Here is a 22,080-nt window from a genome sequence, read left to right on the forward strand (position 1 = left end):
ATGGGGATGCGCGAGGGGACGGGCACGACGGGTACGTCCGCCACGGGCGGTGCGACGACGCTCACGGCGGAGATCCGGCGTGTGCTGGCCCGCGTCGACGCCCACGCGGCGCACGCCGACGAGGAGACCGGGCCCGTCGAGGGCACCCGGTCCGCCGGTATGCCCGTGCCCGCCGGTCCCGCGACCGCCCCCCTCGACGCCCTGGTCACCTGCTTCGGCCTCACCCCCTTCGAGCGCGACCTCGTACTCCTCACCGCCGCCCAGGAGTTGGAGCCGACCACCGCAGCCCGGTGCGCGGCGGCATGCGGCGACCCGGAGCGCGCGTACCCGACCTTCTCGCTCACCCTGGCCGCGCTCGCCGAGCCGCACTGGAGCGCGCTCACCCCGGTCGCGCCGCTGCGCCGCTGGCGGATCGTCGAGCCGGCCGACGACTCACAGCTGACGACCTCCAGGCTCCGCCTCGACGAACGCATCCTGCACTTCCTGCTGGGCTCGCCCTACCTCGACGCCCGCCTGCACGGCCAGTTGCGCCGCGCGCCGGTGCCGGACCGGCTCCCGCCCTCGTACGACCTGGCCGCGAGCCGGGTCGCGGCCGGCTGGGCGACCGGGACGAGCCCGGACGCGCCGCTGCTCGTCGAGGTGACCGGCGGCGATCTGCGCAGCCGGGCCGACATCGGCGCCGCCGCCGCGGCCCGCGCCGGGCTCGGGCTCTACTCGGTGAGCGCCGAGGACATCCCCGGCGACCCCGCCGAACGGGACCGCTTCGCCCGGCTCTGGCAGCGCGAGGCGATCCTGCTGCCCGCCGCGCTCCTCGTCGACGTGGGCGAGGTGGACCGCGACCAGCGGGCGGCGACGGAGGCGTTCCTGGCCGGGGCCGCCGTACCCGTCGTGGTGTCGAGCGAGGACCCGCTGCGCACGGACCGCCCGCACGGCACCCGGGTGACCGTCCCCAAGCTGGACGACGAGGAGCAACTCGCCCTCTGGGCCGACGCGTTGGCGGACGTCGCCGACCTCGACGACGGTGAACTGCGGTCGCTGGTCGCCCAGTTCCAGCTGCCGCCGCATGTGGTGCGTTCCGCCGCGGCGGCCGTACGGCGTGATCTGCCCGGCGAGGACGAGCTGGACGCCGCCGGGCTCGCCTGGCGGGCCGGGCTCGACGAGGCCCGGATCGGCATGGACGAGTTGGGGCGGCGGATCGAGCCGGAGGCGGGCTGGAACGACCTCGTCCTGCACGAGCGGCAGACCAGTGTGCTGCGCGAGATCGTCGCGCATGTCCGGCAGCGGCCGACTGTCCATCAGGAGTGGGGATTTGCCGCCACCCTGCGGCGCGGGCTCGGTGTCACCGCCCTCTTCGCGGGCGGCTCCGGCACCGGCAAGACGCTGGCCGCCGAGGTCATGGCGAACGAGCTGGGCCTCGACCTGTTCATCGTCGATCTCTCCCAGGTCGTCAGCAAGTACATCGGCGAGACCGAGAAGAACCTGCGCCGGGTCTTCGACGCCGCCGAACGCGGCGGCGCCCTCCTCCTGTTCGACGAGGCCGACGCCCTCTTCGGCAAGCGCAGCGAGGTCAAGGACAGCCACGACCGGTACGCCAACCTGGAGGTCAGCTATCTGCTGATGCGCATGGAGGCCTACCGGGGCCTCGCCATCCTCACCACCAACATGAAGAAGGCCCTCGACACGGCCTTCCTGCGGCGCATCCGCTTCGTCGTCGACTTCCCCTTCCCGGCCGAGCATGAACGCGCCGAGATCTGGCGCCGGGTACTGCCCCCGCAGGCCCCCGTGAAGGACATCGACTCCGCCCTCCTCGCCCAACTCACCGTCGCGGGCGGCTCGATCCGCAACATCGCCCTCTCCGGAGCCTTCCTCGCCGCCGAGGAGGGCGACCGGCTCCAGATGCGGCACATGCTCGCCGCCGCCCGCACCGAGTACCTCAAGCTGGAGCGCTCCCTGACGCCGACGGAGGTCCGCGGATGGGTGTGAACGGCGTCAACGGCACGAATGGTGTGAGCGGTGTCAACGGGGGGCGTCCGGCGGCACCTTCGGCGATCCGCGTGGACATCGGGGAACTCGTCCTCGACGGCTTCCGCGCCGACCCCGACCGGGTCTCGGCCGCCTTCGAGCACGAACTCACCCGCCTGGTACGGGAATCCGGCGTGCCCCTCGCGGCCGACGGCACCGTCGGCGTCGACGCGCTGACCGGGTTGCCGCCACTGCCCGCCGGGCTGTCCGCGCGCCGCCTCGGCCAGGAACTGGCGCGGGCCGTGCACCAGGGGCTCAGCGGGCAGGGGGAGGTGACCCGATGAGCGGCAACGCGCAGTCCCAGGACGCCCGTTCGGAGCAGTCGGCGGCCGAGCAGCGGCGGCGCAAGCGGAAGGAACGGGGCGCCAAGTCCCGTACCCCGGCCGCGAAGGACGTCGTCAGCGGCGCAGGACAACCGCTCGACCCCGGCGTACGACGGGAGTTGGAGGAGCGGCTCGGCCACGACCTGAGCCGCGTACGGCTGCACACCGGCCGGGACGCCGCCCAGCTGACCGAACTGCTCGGCGCGGACGCGGTGGCCGTCGGCCAGGACATCCTCTTCCGCGAGGGCGCCTTCCGCCCGGGTACGGCGGACGGACAGCGCCTGCTCGCCCACGAGTTGCTGCACACCGTCCAGAACCCGCACGGGCTCGGCGCGCTGCGGGCCGGCCGTGACCTGGGCGCGGTGAGTGTGCCGCAGCAGGCGATCGAGCGGGAGGCGGAGTCCGCCGCCCAGGAACTCGTACGCGGGGACGAGCAGGCCGTGCCGGAGGTGGCGGAGGGGCAGGCCACCCCGGGCTGGCTGCGCTACGCGACCGTCGACGCCGACCGGATGCGGGCCGAGGCCGTCGACCCCGCGACCCTCGTCGACCGGCTCGCGGGTGGCGTCCTGCGCTCGCTGCGCGGTGACCCCACCGATGCCTCCGGCCGGGTCCGTCTCCAACTGGCCCGGATGTCCGAGCAGTTGGAGGACTCGGTCATCGAGCGGCTCGAAGCCCGGTTGCTCACACCGGAGTACGAACGTCTCCTGGACCTCGCGGAGCAGGCCGGCCCCGGCCCGGTCGAGCTGCGGTCCGCCGACGTACCGCTGCCCGAGATCGACCTCTTCGAGGCCCTCGGTGTCGAACGTACCCAGTGGCAGAAGAAGCAGGAGTCCGACCGGGGTTCCCAGGACAGCCGCGCCGCTGACGCCCGCGAGGAGCAGCAGGACGCCAGGGCCCGTGACGAGAAGAGCGGCAGCGACCGAAGCCGGGCACGTGCGGACGCGGCCACCGAGGACCAGGAGGCCGCCCGGCGCACCGAGCAGGAGGACGAGCGCAACGCCTCCCGGCAGCAGGCCGCGCAGGAGCAGCAGCAGGAGGACGAGAAGGCCGCCGCCGACCGGGAACGGACCGACGAGGCCGCCGACGAGCGTGTCCAGGGCCGGCAGGAGGGGGCCGAACAGGCCAAGGAGGAGCGCAAGGAACAGCGCGAACGCGAGGAGGCCGACCCGGAGCAGGCCAATGCTCCGGGGGCGGACAAGCGCGGGCGCAAGGACCAGCAGACCCAGCCGGCTGCCGGGGCCAGGCGAGAGGAGCTGGACCCGAAGCAGAAGGGCCAGCCCGGTCCCGTACGGCCGGAGAAGGTCGACGAGCGGGCCGAACAACCGGACTCCGCCCTGTCCGAGCACGGGTTGAACGAGAAGGACGAGGACGGGGGCGCCGACGGCGATCCGCGCGAGGAGGAGCAGCCGCTCGGCCTCGAAGCGGGCGCCGACGAGGAGGTCGCGGGCGGTGAGGACGAGGGCGAGCGTGCGCCGGACGCCGAGCGCGAGCCCGCCATCAAGCCCGAGGACCATCTGCCCGAGGCCGACCTCGACCTGTCCGCCGTACCGACCGCGGACCAGCTCCAGCCGGGCGCCGCCGAACCGTCGCCGCCCACCTTCCCCACCCCGCCGCCGACGAAGGCGGAGAAGATCGAGCAGGAGCGGGAGAAGCGGGAACAGGAGGAGGACGAGGACTCTGCCGGTCCCGAGGCGAAGGCGCCCGGTCAGGATGAGGGGCCTGTCGAGGGTGAGGCGCCGCAGCCGGAGAACGGGCCCGCCGCGCAGGCCCAGGACCGGAACACCAAGGATCTCCAGGAGACCGGGAGGCCGCTCGACCAGGAGGTCGGCCCGGACCCCGCGACCGAGGACAAGGAGCGGCCCGAACCGGAGGCCGAGAAGCCCGACTCCGAGCAGGCGCAGGAGAAGGACCAGGCCAAGGACACCGATGACGCCGGTGAGGCCGGGGCGGACGGTTCCGACGAGCGGCCCGACGCCAAGGACGCGCAGGACGAGAAGAGCGAACGGCAGGAGCGGAGCAGGGGAGCGAGGGGTACGGGGGCGGAGTCGGGGTTCGGTCCGGCCGCGGCGGCCACGAGCACGCTGGTGTCCGCCGTGTCCCGGCCCGCCGGTGCACAGACTCCCCGTACGCCCGTGGAGGACCGCGACCCCTCGCCGGCCGCCCGGCGCGGGGCGGAACCGCCCAGGTCCGAGCGTGAGGCGCCCCCGGCCAAGAGCCGGATCCCCAAGGAGAGTGGCCCTGGCGCGGCACCGCGTGGAGCGGTGGGCGGCGCGGAGAAGAGCGGGCCGACGACCGCCGCCGGGCCGGGCGCCGCACCGTCCGCCGCGCAGGCGGCGGTGAGCCCGGCCGCCGAGCAGACCGCCGGTCCCGGTCAGAGCGCGGACACCGGTGGCCCCAGGCCGGAGGCGTCCCTGGAGAAGGACGGCGGGGGCTGTGCGCCGCCCGAGCCCGCCGCCGAGAAGGACGACGGTGGCGCGGGCAGTTGCGGGGGTGGCGGCGGGGCCGCGCCCGAGGAGAAGGAGCAGGAGCCGCCGGACGTCTCGGGGCAGGACCCCAAGGCCGCCGTACAGACCGTGAGCAAGCTGGCGCCCGACCAGGCGGCGGCCGCCATGCCCGGCGTCGACGCGGCCGCCGACAAGAAGATCGGCGAGGAGCAGCAGCGGCTCGACGCCAACCCGCCCACCCGGGAACGGCCTTCGGGCGCGCCGCAGACACGGTCGGCGCCGCCCGAGGCGGCCCCCGCTGCCGCCCAGGTCACCGGCAGGGTGGAGAAGCTGGGCCCGGAGGAGCAGGGCGAGAAGCAGCAGGCGAAGGGCAGTGCGAAGGCCGAGGGGCAGCGGCCCACGGACAACACTCCGCCGCCGCCTCCGCCCGCCGTGCCGGACAAGGGGCTGAGCGAGGCCGAGGCGGCGAACGTCGAGGCCGCGGTGGACGCCGTCCCGACCACCGACCCCGAACTTCAGAACAAGACGGTCGGCCCGGCCCCCAAGATCCGGCTCGAAGGTGCCAGCGACCCCAAGCGCACCGACGACCAGGCCAAGGCGCTCAAGGACAAGCAGTCCGACCTACAGACGACGGGCCGCGCCGACGCGGCCAAGCCCATGGGCGAGGACCAGATCTTCCCCGACGCTCCCGCGGAACAGCTCTCTGGGAAGGCCTCCGGCGGTGGTGCGGGCGGCGGCAAGGGCGGCCGACTGCGGGCCATGTCCAAGCCGAAGGCGGGCGTGGGAGCCGTCGCCAAGCAGGAGAAGGGCTCCGAGATCCAGGGCGCCGCGGGCCAGGCGCAGGGTGAGATCGGCACCAAGGAGCAGGAGAACCGGCAGGGCGAGCAGCGGGCCAAGCAGGAGAAGCAGGCCGAGATCGACCGCGAGGTCGCCCAGAACACCGAGAAGCAGACCTCCGAACGGGGCCGGGTCGCCCGCGAGACGCAGGCGCAACGTGAGGAGTGGCGGGCCGAGCAGGACAAGAAGATCGAGGACGCGGACACGAAGTCCGAGGAGGAGCACGGCACCAAGAACAAGGAGATCGTCAAGGCGCGCGACGACAAGGACAAGGAGGTCGGCGAGCGCAAGGACAAGGACAACGCGCAGATCGACACCGAGCGCGAGAACGCCGAGAAGGAGGCCGAGAAGAAGAAGGAGGAGGAGAAGCCCTCCGGGGGCCTGTTCGGCTGGATCGCCGACAAGGTCGCCGACTTCTTCGAGGGACTGCTCGCGGCGGTCACCGCGGTGTTCGACGCCGCCCGCAAGGTGGTCAACGGGATCATCGACACGTTCAAGGAGTGGGCCGACAAGGCCATCGACTTCGTACGTGATCTTGCGATCAGCGCGATCAACGCGCTCGCCGATGCCCTGATCGCCATCGGGGACGTCCTCCTGGCCGCCTTCCCGGAACTGCGGGACAAGTTCCGCAACGCGATCGAAGGCTTGCGGGACGCGGCCGTCGCCAAGGTCAACGAGCTGGCGGACGGCCTGAAGAAGGCGGTCAACGCGCTGCTGGACGTGCTCGCGGCGGGCCTGAACAAGCTCTTGGACGTCCTGGAAGCGGGCATCAAGGGGATCATCAAGGCCTACCAGGCCGTCATCGAGGGCGCGATCAAGTTCGCGCAGGCGGCGATCGAGGCGCTCGGGAAGTTCGCGGCGCTGGTCGCCGACATCGCGCCCGACCCGGGCGGCTGGATAGGCAAGGCCGGCAGCTCGGCGAAAACCGGGATCACCGACCACCTGTGGAGTGCCATCAAGGTGGGCGTGAAGCGATGGTTCGACACCAAGGTCGAGGGCATTCTGGGCCTCGGCAAGGCCGTGATCGACGTCCTGGTGAAGGGCTGCGTCTCGCTCAAGCAGATCGGCAAGATGGCGTGGGACGCGATCATCGCGTCGCTGCCGATGATGATCGCGTCACTGGTCATCGAGAAGGTCGTCTCGATGATCGTCCCGGCGGCGGGGGCGATCCTGACGATCGTCCAGGGCCTGATGGCGGCCTGGCAGTCCGTCAGCTCGATCCTGGCGGCGTTCGGGAAGTTCTGGGCGTATCTGAAGGCGGTGAAGGCGGGCCCGGCGGCATGCCTCTTCGCGGAGGCGGTCGCGGCGGGCGTGGTGGCCCTCCTCGACTTCATCGCCAACTTCCTGATGATCAGGCTCTCTTCGGCGACGAAGGGCGTGGGCAAGCGACTCAAGGCGATGTCCCAGAAGATCATGGACGGCCTGAAGCGGACGGGGAAGGGCGCGAGGTCGGCGGCGGGCAACGCGGTCAACAGCGCGCGGGGGGCGATGCGCAACGCGAAGCAGAAGGTCGCGGAACCGGCGACTCCCCACAGGCCCAAGGGCGAGACCTCACCGGATCCGAAGTCTCCGGTGAAGCCGAAGGAGACGGCCACGCCCAAGGGGCCGGCGAAACAGGAGCCTGCGGCAGCGAAGCCTGCCGAGGTCGAGGGCTCGTCGAGGGACCGGTCGCCTGAGAAGAGCCGGACCCCCGGCAAGGACCAGACTTCCGTCCAGGACAGGACTCCTGAGGGAGCTCGGAAGAAGAAGGAGATCGAGGGCCCCAAGCCCACAAAGCCGAAGAAGCCCAAGTCCCCCGCGGGCAAGAACCTGGCCAAGGCCAAGGGGGCCGTGAAGTCCGCTCTGAAGAAGGTCGGCAATGCGGCCAGGACACTCGGCAGGAAGCTGAAGAAGAGCAAGGTCGGCAAGGCGCTCAAGAACGGTGCGTCGAAGCTGCGTGACTCCTTCAAACGGAAGAAGGACCGGCTCCGCGAGGACAAGAGACGGCAGCACGAGCAGAAGCGGCGCGACCAGGACCGGCGGAAGAAGGACGAGAAGTCCAAGGAGTCGAAGGAAGAACGGCTCAGGAAAATCGTGGCGCGTCTTGAGCCGAAACTGAACGCGCTGCTACAGCGCGGTATTCCGCAGCCTGTGCTCCGGGCTGTGCTGCGGGGGCTGCAAACCTGGTATCGCCTGACCGGGCTCGCGGTGAACGACAATGGCGAATCGTTCGACTTCACGGCGCTCCTGAATCCCTCACGGAGATTCGGCGCCGGGCACTGGGACATGTTCAGCCGTGTCGGCGCGGACGAGATCAGGCGTTTCAACGAGAACGCCGATCAAACACGGCAGTTCACCTCGGAGGAACAGAACAGGAACGCCGAACAATACGGAGAGGCTGAACTCGGGCACCATATGCGCGACCTCCCCCGGGACCAGCGGAGAGCCGCCCTCGAATACTCCGACTACGGCTGGGTCTACAACCAGATGCTGCGGCTGCACGATTCCCCGGAAGAGCTGCTGGCCGGCTGGCGTGATCCCGGTCTCTTCCCCGGACCGCGGAGACTTCTCACCGGCATCATGGGCGCGACGGGCACCGGGCGACACGGTCACTACACCCCGGAGGACCTCCAAGCGGCGCTGTCGCGTACGGACCTCTCCGACGGCGACAAGCAGAGGCTCAAGGGCATCCTCGCCGTCGGCGATTCCGCCGCCACACCCGAACAGTCCTACAGCAGGCAGCGGCGTGCCATCGCACGGTGGATGAAGGAGCACGCCAGTCCCGAGGAACGGCTGAAGCTGTTGTTCGGTGGCGCCTACCCGACACCGGAAGCATTTCTGGAGAGCAACGTCCTGATCGACGAGGCCACGCGGGCACACCGGTTGCCCGAAGGGCTGGAGGTGCACCGATCACTGGGTGACATCAACTTCATGAACGGGCTCAACAGGAGCTTCCCCAATGAAGTAGACCGTCTGGTGGGAACCACTCAACGGGAGCCCGGATTCATGTCCACTTCGGTGGGCGGCGAGTCGACTTTCTCCGCGAACCCGTACCGAATTCGCCTCAGCGTTCCGGCCGGTTCGCCGGCCCTGTGGCTCGGCCGGACCAGCAAGTACCCTGACCAGCGTGAACTGTTGCTGCCCAGTAATACGGCGTATCAGATCATCGACGTCATCTCGCACGGTCCTCGCGGCCCATGGACGATCATCGCCGAGGTGAGGAACTCGTGATGAGCAGATCGCGCACAACGCACCCTTCAGGATCGGAGTCCACGTTGTCGGACCACTGGAACGAACCGCCCATGGGCCGCCCCACCGAGTTCGGTGACCTCAGCCCGTTCACGCTGGAGCGCCAGGAATTCATCGGTGCTTCGAAAACTCCGGTCAGGTACTTTCCGGTGATGCTGAACGGACAGCTGATCGGATATCTGTGGGCGTCGGAGTCCGCAAGTGGCGACGCCGCCAACTTCTTTCCCATGCACGGTCTGGGCGCCGTCGGCTGGAATGCCGCCGGCGTCTGGCAAGGCAGGTTGAAGCAGGCACGGGAAGGCGGTAAGACGCCGCTGGAGGCAGTACGGCACTGGGTGGGCAAGCCGGAGGATCCGCAGGGCGGGGCCGTGCCCGCGGACGGCGACGGCCACATCGTCGCCGACTCGCAGGCTGTGCGGCTCCTCACCAGCCGCCGTCCCGGGCAGGAGAACCGATGACCCGTTACGCCGACATCCCCAAACCCATCCGCTCCGGAATAGTCGTGGTCAACCCCGACACCGGCGCCCCCCAGCGCATCATCGTCCTCCAGTTCAACCCCGACACCCTGGAGCGAAGCGTCGCCCCCCAGACCGCCGGGGACAGTGCCGACGCCGGAGGCGGCGGGGGAGGCGGTGGTGGCGACAAGAACGAGGCTCTTCGGCTCAAGGGGCCCGCCGAGGAGACCTGGAAGTTCACCGCCGAGATCGATGCCACCGACCAGTTCGAGATCGCCGCCCCCGACGGCATCCACCCCCAACTGGCCACCCTCGAAATGCTCGTGCAGCCCACCACCGCCCAACTCCGCGCCGCGAGCCGCCTCGCGCAGAGCGGGACCATCGAGATCAGCCCGATCGAGATGCCGTTGACCCTGTTCACCTGGGGGAGCAAGCGCGTCATGCCTGTTCGGTTGACCGAGTTGTCCGTCAACGAGTCCGCTTTCGACGTCAACCTCAATCCGATCCGGGCCTCCCTCGGCATCGGCATGAAGATCCTCACCGTCAGTGATCTGCCCGCCGGCCACCGCGGCGCCGATCTGTACATGGCGCACCTCGCCCAGAAGGAACAGCTCGCGGCCGCCGCCCGCAGCGGCAGCCTCGGGACGCTCGGGCTCAGCGGGTTCGGCACCGCCAGTGCGTTCAGCGGAAGCAGAAGCGGAAGCGGAAGGGGCTGAGAGGCACACCATGGCCGACATCGAACCGTACGAGAACGCCCTCGACGCCATACCGGGCGCCCATCCCTATCCACGCACCAGCCGTTACCACGACGCCGAGATCGGGATCCACCGCCAGCCCGACGGAACCGAAGTCCGTTACGCCAAACGGCGGTTGCTGCCCCCGCTGGACGACCAGCAGGGGCCGGCAACCCACCCGGAGGTCCACCCCCACACCGTCGGCGCCGGCGAGCGCCCCGACCTCCTCGCCCAGCGCTACTTCGGCGACCCCGCCCAGTGGTGGCAGATCGCGGACGCCAACCCCGTACTCGACCCACGGGAGTTGACCGACGAGGCCGGCCGCGTCATCGGCATACCCACCCTCGGCGGGCTGCCGCGAGGAGACCGGCGTGTTTGATCTGCCCGTGGGGCAGGGCCCCGTACACATCACGCTCCTCATGGGCCCCAAGCTCGTCCAGCCCGTCCCCGCCGAGGTCACCCAGGCTCTCCTCTCCGCCCAGATCACCGCCACCGCAGGCGAACGCAGCGGATTCCAGCTGGCCTTCGACCTCACCAAGAACGGCATCATCAGCAGACGGCTCCTGCCCGAGGGCTTCTTCGACCCCAAGACCCGCCTCATCGTGACCGTCACGGTCAAGGGCACCCCCGCCGTCCTCTTCGACGGACTCATCGTCCGCCACGAGGTCGGCACCAGCAACCAGCCCGGCCACTCCACCCTCACCCTCACCGGCGAGGACCTCACCCTCCTCCTCGACCTGGAGGAACGCACCGCCCGCTACCCCAACCTCCCGCCTTCCGAACGCGTCCTCGCCATCCTGCGCCGCTACTCCGACTACGGCATCCGGCCCGACGTCTACGCCGAGCAGATCGCCCAGCCCCCGCACCAGGACCTCCGCGTCCACTACCAGGCGAGCACCGATCTCCAGTACGTCACCGAACTCGCCCGCGCCAACGGCTACACCTTCTACCTCGAACCCGGCCCGGGCCCCGGCCAGTCCTCCGCCCGTTGGGGACCCGAGGTCCGTCTCGGCATCCGCCAGCACGCCCTCAACGTCAACATGGACGCCAACTCCACCGTGGACCAGCTGACGTTCGCGTACGACGGGACAGCGCGCGAGGAACCGCAGGCCCGCTGGCAGGACCCGGGGACCCGGCTCTCCACGCTGCTGCCCCAGCCGCCGATCAGCCCCCTGCGCCCGCCGCTCGGCAAACGCCCCACCCCGGCCCTCAAGCGCCGCACCCTGTCCGGCACCGCGAAGCAGCAACGGGCCGAGGCCGAGGCCGAGTTGCTGGCCCGCGCCGCCGTCTCCGCCGACGTCGTCTCCGGCTCGGGATCGCTCGACGTCAACCGGCACGGCTACATCCTCCAGCCCCGCCAGCTCGTCGGCGTACGCGGCTCGGGACGGGCGTACGACGGCGACTACTACGTCAAGTCCGTCACCCACAACCTGCGCCCGGGCTCCTACCAGCAGAACTTCACCCTCTCCAGGGAGGGACTGGAGGCGCTGAGCGACCACGTCCGACCGTGACCCCGAAGAACCCGTAGCGACAAAAAAGACATCAGGAGCAGTTCAGCATGGCGGCACCCAGCAATCGCTACCTCGGCAAGTTCCGCGGCCGGGTCGTCGACAACAACGACCCGCTGCGCATCGGCCGTCTCACCGTCGAGGTCCCGGACGTCCTCGGCGACGAGCCGTCGACGTGGGCGCTGCCCTGCCTGCCGTTCACCGGACCCGAGTCCGGCCAGTTCGTGGTGCCGCCGACGGGGACGGGCGTGTGGGTCGAGTTCGAGCAGGGGGACCCCAGTTTCCCGATCTGGACCGGGTGTTGGTGGGGCACCGCCGACGAACTCCCGCCCGACGCGCGCCGCGAACTGGAAGCGAACGCCGCCAACAAGCCGGTCGTCGTGCAGACCCCCCTCGCCCACAAGCTCGTCATGAACGACACACCGGGCACCGAGCAGGGGATCCTCCTCCAGGCCCAGGGCGGCGCCTACATCCGCATCACCCAGGGAGCCGTCGTCATCGCGAACGGCGCGGGCGCCGAGGTTCTGCTGCGCGGTGACCAAGTGACCATCAACGAGGGCCAGTTGACCGTGCTCTCGAAGCGATAGAAGACGGGGGACGAAGAGAAGTGTCCGGGAGTCTGCTCGATGCGAGCGCCGTGATCGGCTGCCCGCACGGCGGTCGTGTCAGCGCCGCCACCACACCCACCGGCGGCGTACGGGTCGCGGGCGCCGCCGTCGTCACGGCCGCGCACGCCCACGCCGTCGTCACCGGCTGCCCGCACACCGTCGACGGTGTGCCCACGCCCTGCGTCTCGGTCCGCTGGACCGCCGGCGGCAGCAGTGGCGTCCTCGTCGACGGCGCGCCCGTGCTGCTCGACACCTCCGCGGCCCAGTGCTTCACGTCGGCCTTCGTCCCGCAGGGACCGCCCGTCGTCCAGGCCGCGCAGCGAAAGGTCACCGTCCGATGAGCCGCCCGACCAACCCCGGCGCCATGAACACAGCAACGAACGCACGCCCCCGCAGCGACATCGCCTTCCCCTTCCGCGCCGACCGGCGTGGCCGCACCGCGCATGCCCGGCACGCCGAGCACGTCCACGACCTGGTCGAGCAGCTCCTCTTCACCAGCCCCGGCGAGCGCGTGATGCGCCCCGACTTCGGCTGCGGACTCCTCGACCTCGTCTTCGCGCCCAGCAGCCCGGAGCTGATCAGCACGCTCGAACTCTCCGTGCAGGCCTCGCTCCAGCGCTGGCTCGGCGACCTCATCGACGTGCTGGCCCTCGACGTGTTCGGCGAGGACAACGTCGTACGGGTGCATCTCTCGTACGTCGTACGAGCCACCGGCACCCGACGCGACGACGTCTTCGAAGGGCGGGCCGCATGAGCACCGACGCGATCAGCCCCGACGCGACCACCGGCAGCACCGTTTCCCGGCGCGCCAAGGTAAGAGCCGCCCAACTCAACGGAGTTGACGCCGTCGAGGTCAGCGACGACGGACTGCTCCTCACCGTCACCTTCCTCGGCAAGGCCCCCCACGGCCTGTGCCCCGAGAACATCCGCATCGACGGCGGCCGACGTATCACCGGCATCACCGCCGTCGACGTGAGCGTCGAGCGCGAGGACGACCCGGAACTCGACGACCTCCTGTACGTCACCCTCGACAAGGCCGGCGACACCTCCCGCTACCGCCTCTCCCTCGTCGAGACCGACCCGTACGACCGCCCGGGCACGCAGCCCTACCGTGGCTTCGACCAGCGCTACCACTCCGCTCACTTCTCCTTCCGACCCGACCGCCCAACTCCCTTCGACTGCAAGGAAGACGAGCAGCCGACGGCAGCCGCCTTCCCCGACACACCCGTCGTCGACCACACCGCCCGCGACTACGACACGATCCGCAAGCTGCTCCTGGACCGGCTCGCGCTCACCACCCCGGACTGGGTCGAGCGCAACCCCGCCGATCTGGGCGTGGCCCTCGTCGAGCTGCTCGCGTACACCGGCGACCAGATCAGCTACCAGCAGGACGCGGTCGCCACCGAGGCCTACCTCGACACCGCCCGCCGCCGGGTCTCCGTACACCGGCACGTCCGCCTCATCGACTACGCGATGCACGACGGCTGCACGGCCCGGGCGTACGTCACCGTCGAGAGCGCCGGTGACCACACGCTCGCCCCGGGCACCTTCCGCTTCGCCTCCGTCGACGTCCGCACCCTCGACCCGCACGACCGGCCCGAGCCCGGCACCGTCGTCGACGACCACGAACTCGCCGACCTCGACGAGCGCGGCTCGGTGGAGGTCTTCGAACCGGTCCTGGCCGCCGACCGGTTGGAGCTGCGGGTCGCCCACAACGCGATCCGGCTGTGGACCTGGGGCGGCGAGGTGTCCGCCCTTCCGAAGGGCGCCACCGCCGCCACCCTGCGCGACGAGTGGCAGGACCCCGAGACCTGCCGGGACCGCCGACTCGACCTCAGGCCGGGCGACTTGCTGATCCTGGAGGAGGTCAAGGGCCCGCGCACCGGCACCCACGGCGACGCCGACCCCACCCACCGCCAGGCCGTCCGTCTCACCTCCGTCACCCCCGCCCTCGACCGCATCGAGGACCAGCCGGTCCTGGAGGTCACCTGGGCCACCGAGGACGCCCTCCGCTTCCCGCTCTGCCTCACCACCCGAGGCGGACGCGACTGCCTGCCGGTCGAGGACGTCACCCTGGCCCGCGGAAACGTCGTTCTCGTCGACCACGGCCGCTCCCTCCCCGGCGACGGACTCCCCGAGACATTCACCGTCCCGCCCGTACCCGCCGTCGTCGCCCCCTGTGACCCTCCCGCCTTCGGCTGCGCCGACCGCACCGAGGGCAACGCACCCGCCCGACTCGTCAACTCCCTCGCGGACAAGGCGGACAGCGGGCAATCGCTGACGGCGGACGACATCCGCGAGCTGTTCGACGTACTCGGCGAGGCCGCCACGACCCGCGCCGGACTCGGTCTCGAACGCGCCGGACAGCGGCACGAACGGGTGGTGCCCGGCACGGCGTACGCCCAGGCCGCAGCGCTTCGGACCCTGCTCGCGCAGTCCGTCTACCCCGGCATCAAGCCCCGCTTCCGGCCCGTCCTCGGGCGGGCCCCGTTCGCCCAGGCGGTGCCGTTCCCCGACCCGGCGACCGTCTCCGCAGGCCAGGCCGAGCGGATCGCGGCGATCCCCGGGCGGGTACGGCAGCGACTCGTCGAACTGTGGCGCAGCGCCCGCGACCGTGACGGGCTCAGTGACGAGGAGACCGCCGAACTCACCGTCGTGTACGGCCTGAAGGTGCTGGAGCGGATCGAACTCCGCCGCCACCCCGTCCGTGCCCTGCGCGAACTCCTGTTCCGCAACGACGAGTTGCTCGACGGCAAGCTGCGCCGCATCGAGATCCTCACCGCCCGGGCCCGCGCCGGTGCCGTCCTCGACGGGCACATCGCCTGGGAGATCGCTCACAGTTGGGGCCCGGCGTACGCGGCCGGACTCCACCCCGACGAGCCCGTACTGCGCGGGTCGGCTGCCGCGGCCCTCACCCAGGACCCGCGCCGCGCCCTGCCCGCCGTAAGCCTCCGGGAACAGGAGGACGACCACACCTGGTACCCGCGCCGCGACCTGCTCGGCAGTGGCTCCCGGGACCGGCACTTCGTCGGCGAACTGGAGGACGACGGACGGCTCGCGCTCCGCTTCGGCGACGGCCGCCACGGCACCCGTCCCGTCCCGGGAACCCGTCTGGCCGCCCGCTACCGCCTCGGCGGCGGCAGCGCGGGCAACGTCGGCGCCGAGGCCATCAACCACCTCGTCGTCAACTACCAGGATCCGCAGGGGGATCGCGAGTCACCGCGCGTCGCGGTCGTCCGCAACCCGCTGCCCGCGACTGGCGGCACGGAACCCGAAGCGATCGACCAGGTACGGCAGTTGGCCCCCCTCGACCTGCGCCGTACTCGCCTGCGCGCGGTCACCGCCGAGGACTACGCGGCCCTCGCCACGGCCCTCCCCGGCGTCCAGCGCGCCGCCGCCGAGATCCGCTGGACCGGCAGCACCCAGGAAGCCCACATCGCGATCGACGCGTACGGCACCGGCGCACCCGCGCCCGCCCTGCTCACGTCGGTCGCCCAGGCCCTGGAGGCGTACCGGCGCATCGGCCACGACCTCGTCGTCGGCCCCGCCCGGCACGTACCGCTGGACCTCGCGCTGACGGTGTGCGCCGCGCCCGGGCACCAACACGGGCAGATCCTCGCCGAGTTGTACCGCGTACTCGGCACCGGCCGACTGCCCGACGGGCGGCTCGGCTTCTTCCACCCGGACGCGCTGACCTTCGGCGAGCCGGTCCGGCTCAGCCGTCTGGTCGCCGTGGCCGCCGCCGTACCCGGGGTGGAGAGCATCCAAGTCACCCGGCTGCGGCGGCTGTTCGAGCAGGACCGAGGAGAGAGGGAGGACGGCGTGCTGCGGCTCGGCCCGTTGGAGATCGCCACCTGCGACAACGACCCGGACCGGCCGGAGAACGGCCTCCTGGCGATATCCCTGACGCCTCCTGGAGGTGCCCGATGACCACCGACACGTTTGTCGACGATGTCGACTGCACCTGCGGCGGCGCCTGCCGCACCGGGCACGACGAGCGGCTCGCCCCGGCCCCGCTCCACAACCCGCCCGGCCGTACCGCCCTCGACTACCGCGTCGGCGAGTACGGCAGCTTCCGGGCCGCCCTCCTCGACCGGCTCGCCTCACCCGCGTACCCGGCCCTCGGCGGCCTCACCGTCCGTACCCCGGACGACCCGGCGCTGGGTCTCCTCGACGCCACCGCCGTCCTCGGCGACCTGCTGACCTTCCACTCCGAGCGGATCGCCGACGAGGCCTACGTCCGTACGGCCAACGAGCACCGTTCGCTGGTGCTGCTCGGGCGGCTCGTCGGGCACCGGCCGCGCCCCGGTGTCGCCGCCAACACCCATCTCGCGTACACCCTCGAACGCGACCCGCGCGCCGAGACGCTGCCCGTGCTGATTCCGCGCGGGGCCCGCAGCAACAGCGTGCCGGCGTCCGCCGACGAACAGTCGCAGACCTTCGAGACGAGCCGCGATCTGACGGCCCGCTGGGACTGGAACGAGCTGAAGGTCCGCCGTCGGCGGCCCTCTCTCCTCACCCCCGAGGATCTGGAGACGCGCTCCGAACTCTTCGTCGAGGGGACCGCGAACTCCCTCCAGGCCGGGGACCAGTTGCTGTTTGTGTTCGGTGAACGGGCTGGTGGTGAGCGCAAGTTGGTGCCTGTTGCCGACACGCGTGTCGATCGGGACGACGACATCACGGCGATCTCGCTGCCGCAGTCGGCTCCTCGGACGCTGAAGGAGTTGGTCGACGAGGTTCGCGTGTGGATCTCGGAGCCTGCGGTGCCGGGGGAGCCTGGTGATGAACCGCCTACCCCGGAGGTGCCGAATCCGCGGCCGGTGAGTCGGTTGATCGAGGACTTCGACGATCAGGTTCTTGCGCCGTTGCGCAGCGACCTGGACGGGGTGAAGTCTCCGGAGCAGCTTGCGGCTCGGCTGGGGGAGCCTGTTGCGCGGCTTGGTGAGGCGCAGGTGTTGGCTGCGCCCTATGAGGATGTCTCTGCCTGGTTCGAGCAGTTGGAGGCGGTGCTTGGCGAACTTGGTGAGCGTGCACTTGAGTTGGCACCGGGGCAACCTGATTCCGCAGGTGGTGGGGCGGGTGCTGCGCCGCGGGGGCTGGTCGCGCAGTTCCCCGCGCCCCTTCAGGGCGCCTCCCGTACCGCTGCTTTTCAGGTGCTGGCCGGTGTTCTGCCCGCCCTGCGGGCCCAAGCCCCAGCTGTTGCCGCCGGACCCGGCTCCCGGCGGCCCGACGCCGCTCGGCTGCTCTCCGCGCTCAATCCCGGTCTCGGCAGCCTCTATCCGGCCTGGCGTACCGCCGCTCCGGGCACGCCACAGCTCCTCCGTGAGTTGCTCGCGCTGCGTGTCACCACGGCGCCCTTCGGTTCCACCGCGCCGCTCAAGCCGGTCCAGGACGATCGGGGCCGGGTCATCCGTAGTGCCGACTGGCCGCTCACGGGGGCCGCGCTCACCAGCATGCGGGTCGTCTACGACGCGGCGGGCAAGGTCCCGGTCAGGGCCGAGTTCCAGTACGTCGAGGGGAGCAGCTCCGATCAGCGGGCCGAGAACCTGCCCGTGCCGCAGTTCGTGACGTTCCCGCTGGGCGTGGGGCAGGTCGAGCTGTCCGTGCGCGCGGGGCAGGAGCGCGACCAGACCCGGTCCGGCCGACGCGCCGCCGACTCCCCGAGCCCTCAGGGGCCAGGGGTCACCGCCCGGCTGCACTCGGGGCTTCCGGAGCGCATGGTGACCGTCTCACGGCCCGACGACGAGGGCCTCGTGCACGTACGTATCGAGAACGGCGACGCGCACGAGATCGCCCTGCGGCCCGGCGTCCCCGAGCAGTTCACCCACGGCGAGTACGAGGTGAGCCTGCGCTACACGCCGAGCGCCGCCGAGCCCAATGTGGAGGTGGTCATCGCGAGCAAGCCGCAGGCCGTCAACCGCACCGTCCTCCAGCTCGACACCGTCCACACCGGCATCACCGTCGGCAGCTGGGTCGCGATCCAGCGGCCCGCCAAGGGAGTCGAGGGCGGAATCCCCGGCGACCCGAAGCTCGCCTTCGTCACCACCCAGGTGGTCGCCGCCCGTACGGCCGTCTACACCAACTACGGCATCGCCGGCCGGGGCACCGAACTCACCCTCGCCGACCCCTGGTTGGACGAGTTCGACGTGCTGCTCTCGCACATCCGCGACACCACCGTGCACGCGGACGGCGAACCCCTCCGCCTCGCCGACGAACCGCTCGGCGAGGACGTGCACGGCAACGAGATCGAACTCGCCGACCTGTACGACGGGTTGCGTCCGGGCCGGACTCTGATCGTCACCGGCGAACGCACCGACATCCCCGGCACGGCCGGCGTCCAGGCCACCGAGGTCGTCACGCTCGCCGCCGTCGATCCGGCCGTCGATCCCCGACTCCCCGGCGACCACGTCCACACGCGGCTCGTCCTGACCGCCGACCTCGCCCACCGCTACCACCGTGCGAGCGTCCGCATCCTCGGCAACGTCGTCGAGGCCACGCACGGCGAGGGCCGCGACGAGGCCATCGGCAGCGGCGACTCGGACCGGGTCAACCAGACCTTCGCGCTCTGGCAGTCCCCGCTCACCTGGCTCGCCGACGACAACCCCCTGGGCGCCACAGCGGTGTTGGAGATCCGCGTCGACGGTCTGCGCTGGCACGAGGTCGACAGTCTCGCCGGACGCGGCCCGCGCGACCGCGTCTACATCACCGGCACCACCTCCGACGGCCGTACGACGGTGACCTTCGGCGACGGAGTCAACGGCGCCCGACTGCCCACCGGCCACGAGAACATCCGTGCCCGCTACCGCTTCGGCACCGGCCAGGCGGCCAACACCGCCGCCGACCGGATCACCCAGCCCCTCACCCGGCCGCTCGGCGTCAGCCGCGTCACCAACCCCCGCCCGGCGACCGGCGGTTCGGACGCGGACGGGCCCGGCCTGACCCGCCGTACGATCCCGCTCGCCGTATCGGCCCTGGACCGACTGGTGTCCGACACCGACTACGAGGACTTCGCCCGCTCCCGCGCCGGCATCGGCCGGGCCGTCGCACGCGAACTCTTCGACGGACGGCGGCGGTTGCTGCACGTCACGGTCGCGGGCACGGACGACGTCCCGATCGCCGACTCCGCCGGTGAGGGGAGCATCCTGCGCGCCCTGCGTGGCGCCCTCACCGAGTACGGCGACCCGAACCTGCCCGTCCGCGTCGACGTCCGTGAACTCGTCCTGCTCCTCGTCGCGGCCAGGGTCAAGGTCGCCCCGGACTACGCCTGGGAGCTGGTCGAACCACGTCTGCGCCAGGCACTGCTCCGCCGACTCGGTTTCGAGGGGCGGGAGTTGGGCCGCCCGGCCCGTCTCTCCGAGGTCCTCGCGACAGCCCACACCGTGCCCGGCGTCGACTACATCGACGTCGACGTCTTCACCGGCGTCCCCGCCTCCGCCACCCCGGACCAGCTCACCGAGCTGCTCGCCCACCCGGGCACACCGAGGCCCTCGGTGCCGGCCCGCGAGGCGACGTACGACGAACAGACCCACACGGTACGGAACGCGGACGGCGAGACCCTGTCGTCGGTCTGCGCCCGCTACGGCGTCCCGCTCGCCGAACTCCTGCGCCTCAACCCCGACATCACCGACACCCGGCGCCTCGCCAAGGGCCGGACGGTGTACGTCTTCCGCGGCATCCGCCCCGCCCAGCTCGCCCTGTTGTCCCCGCGCGCCGCGGACACCCTGATACTCACGGAGGTCAAGTGATGTCCCCGGACGTCGAGTTCGAGACCACAACCCAGGGGACCGCCCGCGAGCCCGACGGCCTCGCCGCCCTCCTGCCCCGCTGGCACCTCCTGCGCGACGCCGAAGAAGGCGAACCGCTGCGCGCCCTGCTCGCGGTGATCGCCGAGCAACTCGACCGCGTACGCGACGGAGTCGAGCAGGGCTACGAGGACCTTTTCGTCGAGACGGCGGCCCCGTGGGTGCTGCCCTACCTCGGCGACCTGGTCGGCTACCGCACCCTCCCCGGCTACGAACGCGTCCTCACCACCGGGCTGCACGAGGGCGGCCGGGCCGCGCTCGCCGAGGCCATCGCCCCGCGCGCCGATGTGGCGGCCACGGTCGCCAACCGTCGCCGCAAGGGCACCCTGCACCTCCTGGAGGAGATCTCCGAGCAGGTCGCCGACTGGCCCGCGCGTGCCGTCGAGCTGTCGCGCCTGGTCGCCCACAACCAGTCCGTGAAGCTCCACCGGGACACGGGCAGGGGCCGCCTCCTCGACCTCCGGGACAGCTCAGCGCTCGCCCTCGCCGGCGGCCCCTTCGACACCGCGGCCCGTACGGTCGACGTCCGTAGCGCCAACTCCCGGCGCAGGCAGGGTGGTTGGACCCCGGCCGGAGTCGGTCTCTTCGTCTGGCGGCTCAAGGCGTACTCGCTGACCCGCTCCCCGGCGTACTGCATCGACCGCGCCCGCAACCTCTACACGTTCTCGATCCTCGGCAACGACAGCCCCCTGGTCACCAAGCCCGTCCCGGAGCCGTCGCCCACGCACCTCGCCGCCGTCGACAACGTTCCCGCCTTCATCACCCGCCGTCTCCTCCACGACCGCCTCGCCGACTACTACGGCCCCGGCAAGAGCTTCGTGATCCGGCGCGACGGCGAGGACAAGCCCGTACCCCCGTCCGACATCGTGGTCACCGACCTGTCCGACTGGCGCTACCGGCCGGGGCGCGGCCAGGTCGCCGTCGACCCCGAACTGGGCCGGATCGCGTTCGGCGCCCGCTCCGCACCCCGGCAGGGCGTCTGGGTCGACCACCACTACGCGTTCGGCGCCGACATGGGCGGCGGCGAGTACGAGCGCGCCGACCGCGAAGCCCGTCCCGACGCCGAGTTCTACCGGGTAGGCCCCGGACAGCCGTACCGCCAGATCATGGACGCCTACCGCGCCTGGCGGCAGGACCGCAGGGCGGATCGCACCGGCCCCGAGGGCATCATCGAGATCACCCACAGCGGCGCCTACCAGGAGCAGCTGGACTTCGACCTCGACCCCGGCGACCGTCTCGAAGTCCGCGCCGCCGAAGGCACCCGCCCGGTGATCCGCCTCCTCGACTGGTACAGCAACCGCCCCGACGCCCTCAACATCCGTGCGGTGGCAGACGACTGCGCCCCGCACGAGCGCCCCCGGATCACCCTCGACGGACTTCTCGTCGCCGGCCGGGGCATCAACGTCACCGGCCCGATGGGTGCCGTCGTCCTACGGCACTCCACACTCGTCCCCGGCTGGTCCCTGGAGCCGGAGTGCGACCCGCACTCGCCCGAGGAACCGAGCATCGTCCTCGAACGCACCACCGCCTGCCTCCAGATCGAGCACAGCATCCTCGGCACCATCGAGGTCATCGGCGACGAGGTCGGCGAGGACCCCCTCGACATCCACCTCCGCGACAGCGTCCTGGACGCCACCGGCGACGACCGCGAGGCCCTCTCCGCCCCCGACTGCCGCCACGCGCACGCCGTACTCCACCTCCACCGCACCACCGTCATCGGCGAGATCCACACCCACGCGGTACGCATCGCCGAGAACTCGGTCTTCACCGGCCGGCTGCACGTGGCCCGCCGCGGCATCGGCTGCCTGCGCTACTCGTACGTCCCCACCGGGTCCCGTACACCCCGCCGCCACCGCTGCCAGCCGGACCTGGCCGGTCCCGAACAGGCGTCCCGCGTAGGGCCGTTGTTCGCGTCCCAGCGCTACGGGACGCCCTGGTACGCCCAGTTGGCCGACGGTTCGGCCGAGGAGATCCGGCGCGGCGCGGACGACGGCGCCGAACTGGGCGCCTTCCACGACCTGTACCGCCCGCAGCGCGAGGACGGACTACGGGCGCGACTCGCGGAGTACACACCCGCCGGCACGGACGCGGGCCTCTTCTTCGTGACCTGAACGACCCC

13 protein-coding genes are annotated in these 22,080 nt (G+C 71.4%); all 13 read left to right on the top strand.

Going from position 1 to position 22,080, the window contains the following annotated elements; genetic code table 11:
* The 13 genes from OG787_RS39675 (at position 1) to OG787_RS39735 (ending at position 22,072) form a co-directional block, all read left to right on the top strand.
* Positions 1–1,983 carry an ATP-binding protein gene (locus tag OG787_RS39675; RefSeq protein ID WP_405538489.1) on the top strand — a complete coding sequence of 661 codons (1,983 nt, stop codon included), beginning with the start codon at positions 1–3 and terminating at the stop codon, positions 1,981–1,983.
* Positions 1,974–2,306, top strand: a complete 333-nt coding sequence (locus OG787_RS39680) for a hypothetical protein (protein WP_405538490.1) — start codon at positions 1,974–1,976, stop codon at positions 2,304–2,306. Before OG787_RS39675 ends, OG787_RS39680 begins: the two co-directional genes overlap by 10 nt.
* Positions 2,303–8,836 carry a DUF4157 domain-containing protein gene (locus tag OG787_RS39685; protein WP_405538491.1) on the top strand — a complete coding sequence of 2,178 codons (6,534 nt, stop codon included), beginning with the start codon at positions 2,303–2,305 and terminating at the stop codon, positions 8,834–8,836. The genes OG787_RS39680 and OG787_RS39685 overlap by 4 nt, the downstream gene beginning before the upstream one ends.
* Before the next feature lie 71 nt (positions 8,837–8,907).
* Complete coding sequence (locus tag OG787_RS39690; protein ID WP_369034719.1) at positions 8,908–9,312, top strand: hypothetical protein; 405 nt, start codon at positions 8,908–8,910, stop codon at positions 9,310–9,312.
* A complete protein-coding gene (locus OG787_RS39695) occupies positions 9,309–10,025 on the top strand; it encodes a hypothetical protein (protein ID WP_369034718.1) in 717 nt (238 codons plus the stop codon). Before OG787_RS39690 ends, OG787_RS39695 begins: the two co-directional genes overlap by 4 nt.
* A 10-nt stretch (positions 10,026–10,035) precedes the next feature.
* Positions 10,036–10,422: a hypothetical protein gene (locus OG787_RS39700; protein WP_369034717.1), complete on the top strand. Its 387-nt coding sequence runs from the start codon at positions 10,036–10,038 to the stop codon at positions 10,420–10,422.
* Positions 10,415–11,554, top strand: coding sequence for a hypothetical protein (locus OG787_RS39705; protein WP_405538493.1), 1,140 nt, complete (start codon positions 10,415–10,417; stop codon positions 11,552–11,554). Before OG787_RS39700 ends, OG787_RS39705 begins: the two co-directional genes overlap by 8 nt.
* Positions 11,555–11,601: 47 nt before the next feature.
* Positions 11,602–12,138 (top strand): phage baseplate assembly protein V, encoded by a 537-nt coding sequence (locus OG787_RS39710; RefSeq protein ID WP_369034715.1) that lies wholly within the window; start codon positions 11,602–11,604, stop codon positions 12,136–12,138.
* A gap of 20 nt (positions 12,139–12,158) precedes the next feature.
* Positions 12,159–12,500 (top strand): hypothetical protein, encoded by a 342-nt coding sequence (locus tag OG787_RS39715; protein ID WP_369034714.1) that lies wholly within the window; start codon positions 12,159–12,161, stop codon positions 12,498–12,500.
* Entirely contained in the window at positions 12,497–12,913 is a 417-nt protein-coding gene (locus OG787_RS39720) for a GPW/gp25 family protein (RefSeq protein ID WP_369034713.1), read from the top strand. The genes OG787_RS39715 and OG787_RS39720 overlap by 4 nt, the downstream gene beginning before the upstream one ends.
* On the top strand, positions 12,910–16,089 hold the full coding sequence (locus OG787_RS39725; RefSeq protein ID WP_405538495.1) for a putative baseplate assembly protein: 3,180 nt from the start codon (positions 12,910–12,912) through the stop codon (positions 16,087–16,089). The genes OG787_RS39720 and OG787_RS39725 overlap by 4 nt, the downstream gene beginning before the upstream one ends.
* Positions 16,086–19,904 carry a putative baseplate assembly protein gene (locus OG787_RS39730; protein ID WP_405538497.1) on the top strand — a complete coding sequence of 1,273 codons (3,819 nt, stop codon included), beginning with the start codon at positions 16,086–16,088 and terminating at the stop codon, positions 19,902–19,904. The genes OG787_RS39725 and OG787_RS39730 overlap by 4 nt, the downstream gene beginning before the upstream one ends.
* Complete coding sequence (locus OG787_RS39735) at positions 19,904–22,072, top strand: hypothetical protein (RefSeq protein WP_405538499.1); 2,169 nt, start codon at positions 19,904–19,906, stop codon at positions 22,070–22,072. Before OG787_RS39730 ends, OG787_RS39735 begins: the two co-directional genes overlap by 1 nt.
* Positions 22,073–22,080 lie beyond the last annotated feature (8 nt).

This window comes from Streptomyces sp. NBC_00075 (assembly GCF_045041225.1).
GTDB classification, from domain to species: domain Bacteria; phylum Actinomycetota; class Actinomycetes; order Streptomycetales; family Streptomycetaceae; genus Streptomyces; species Streptomyces adonidis.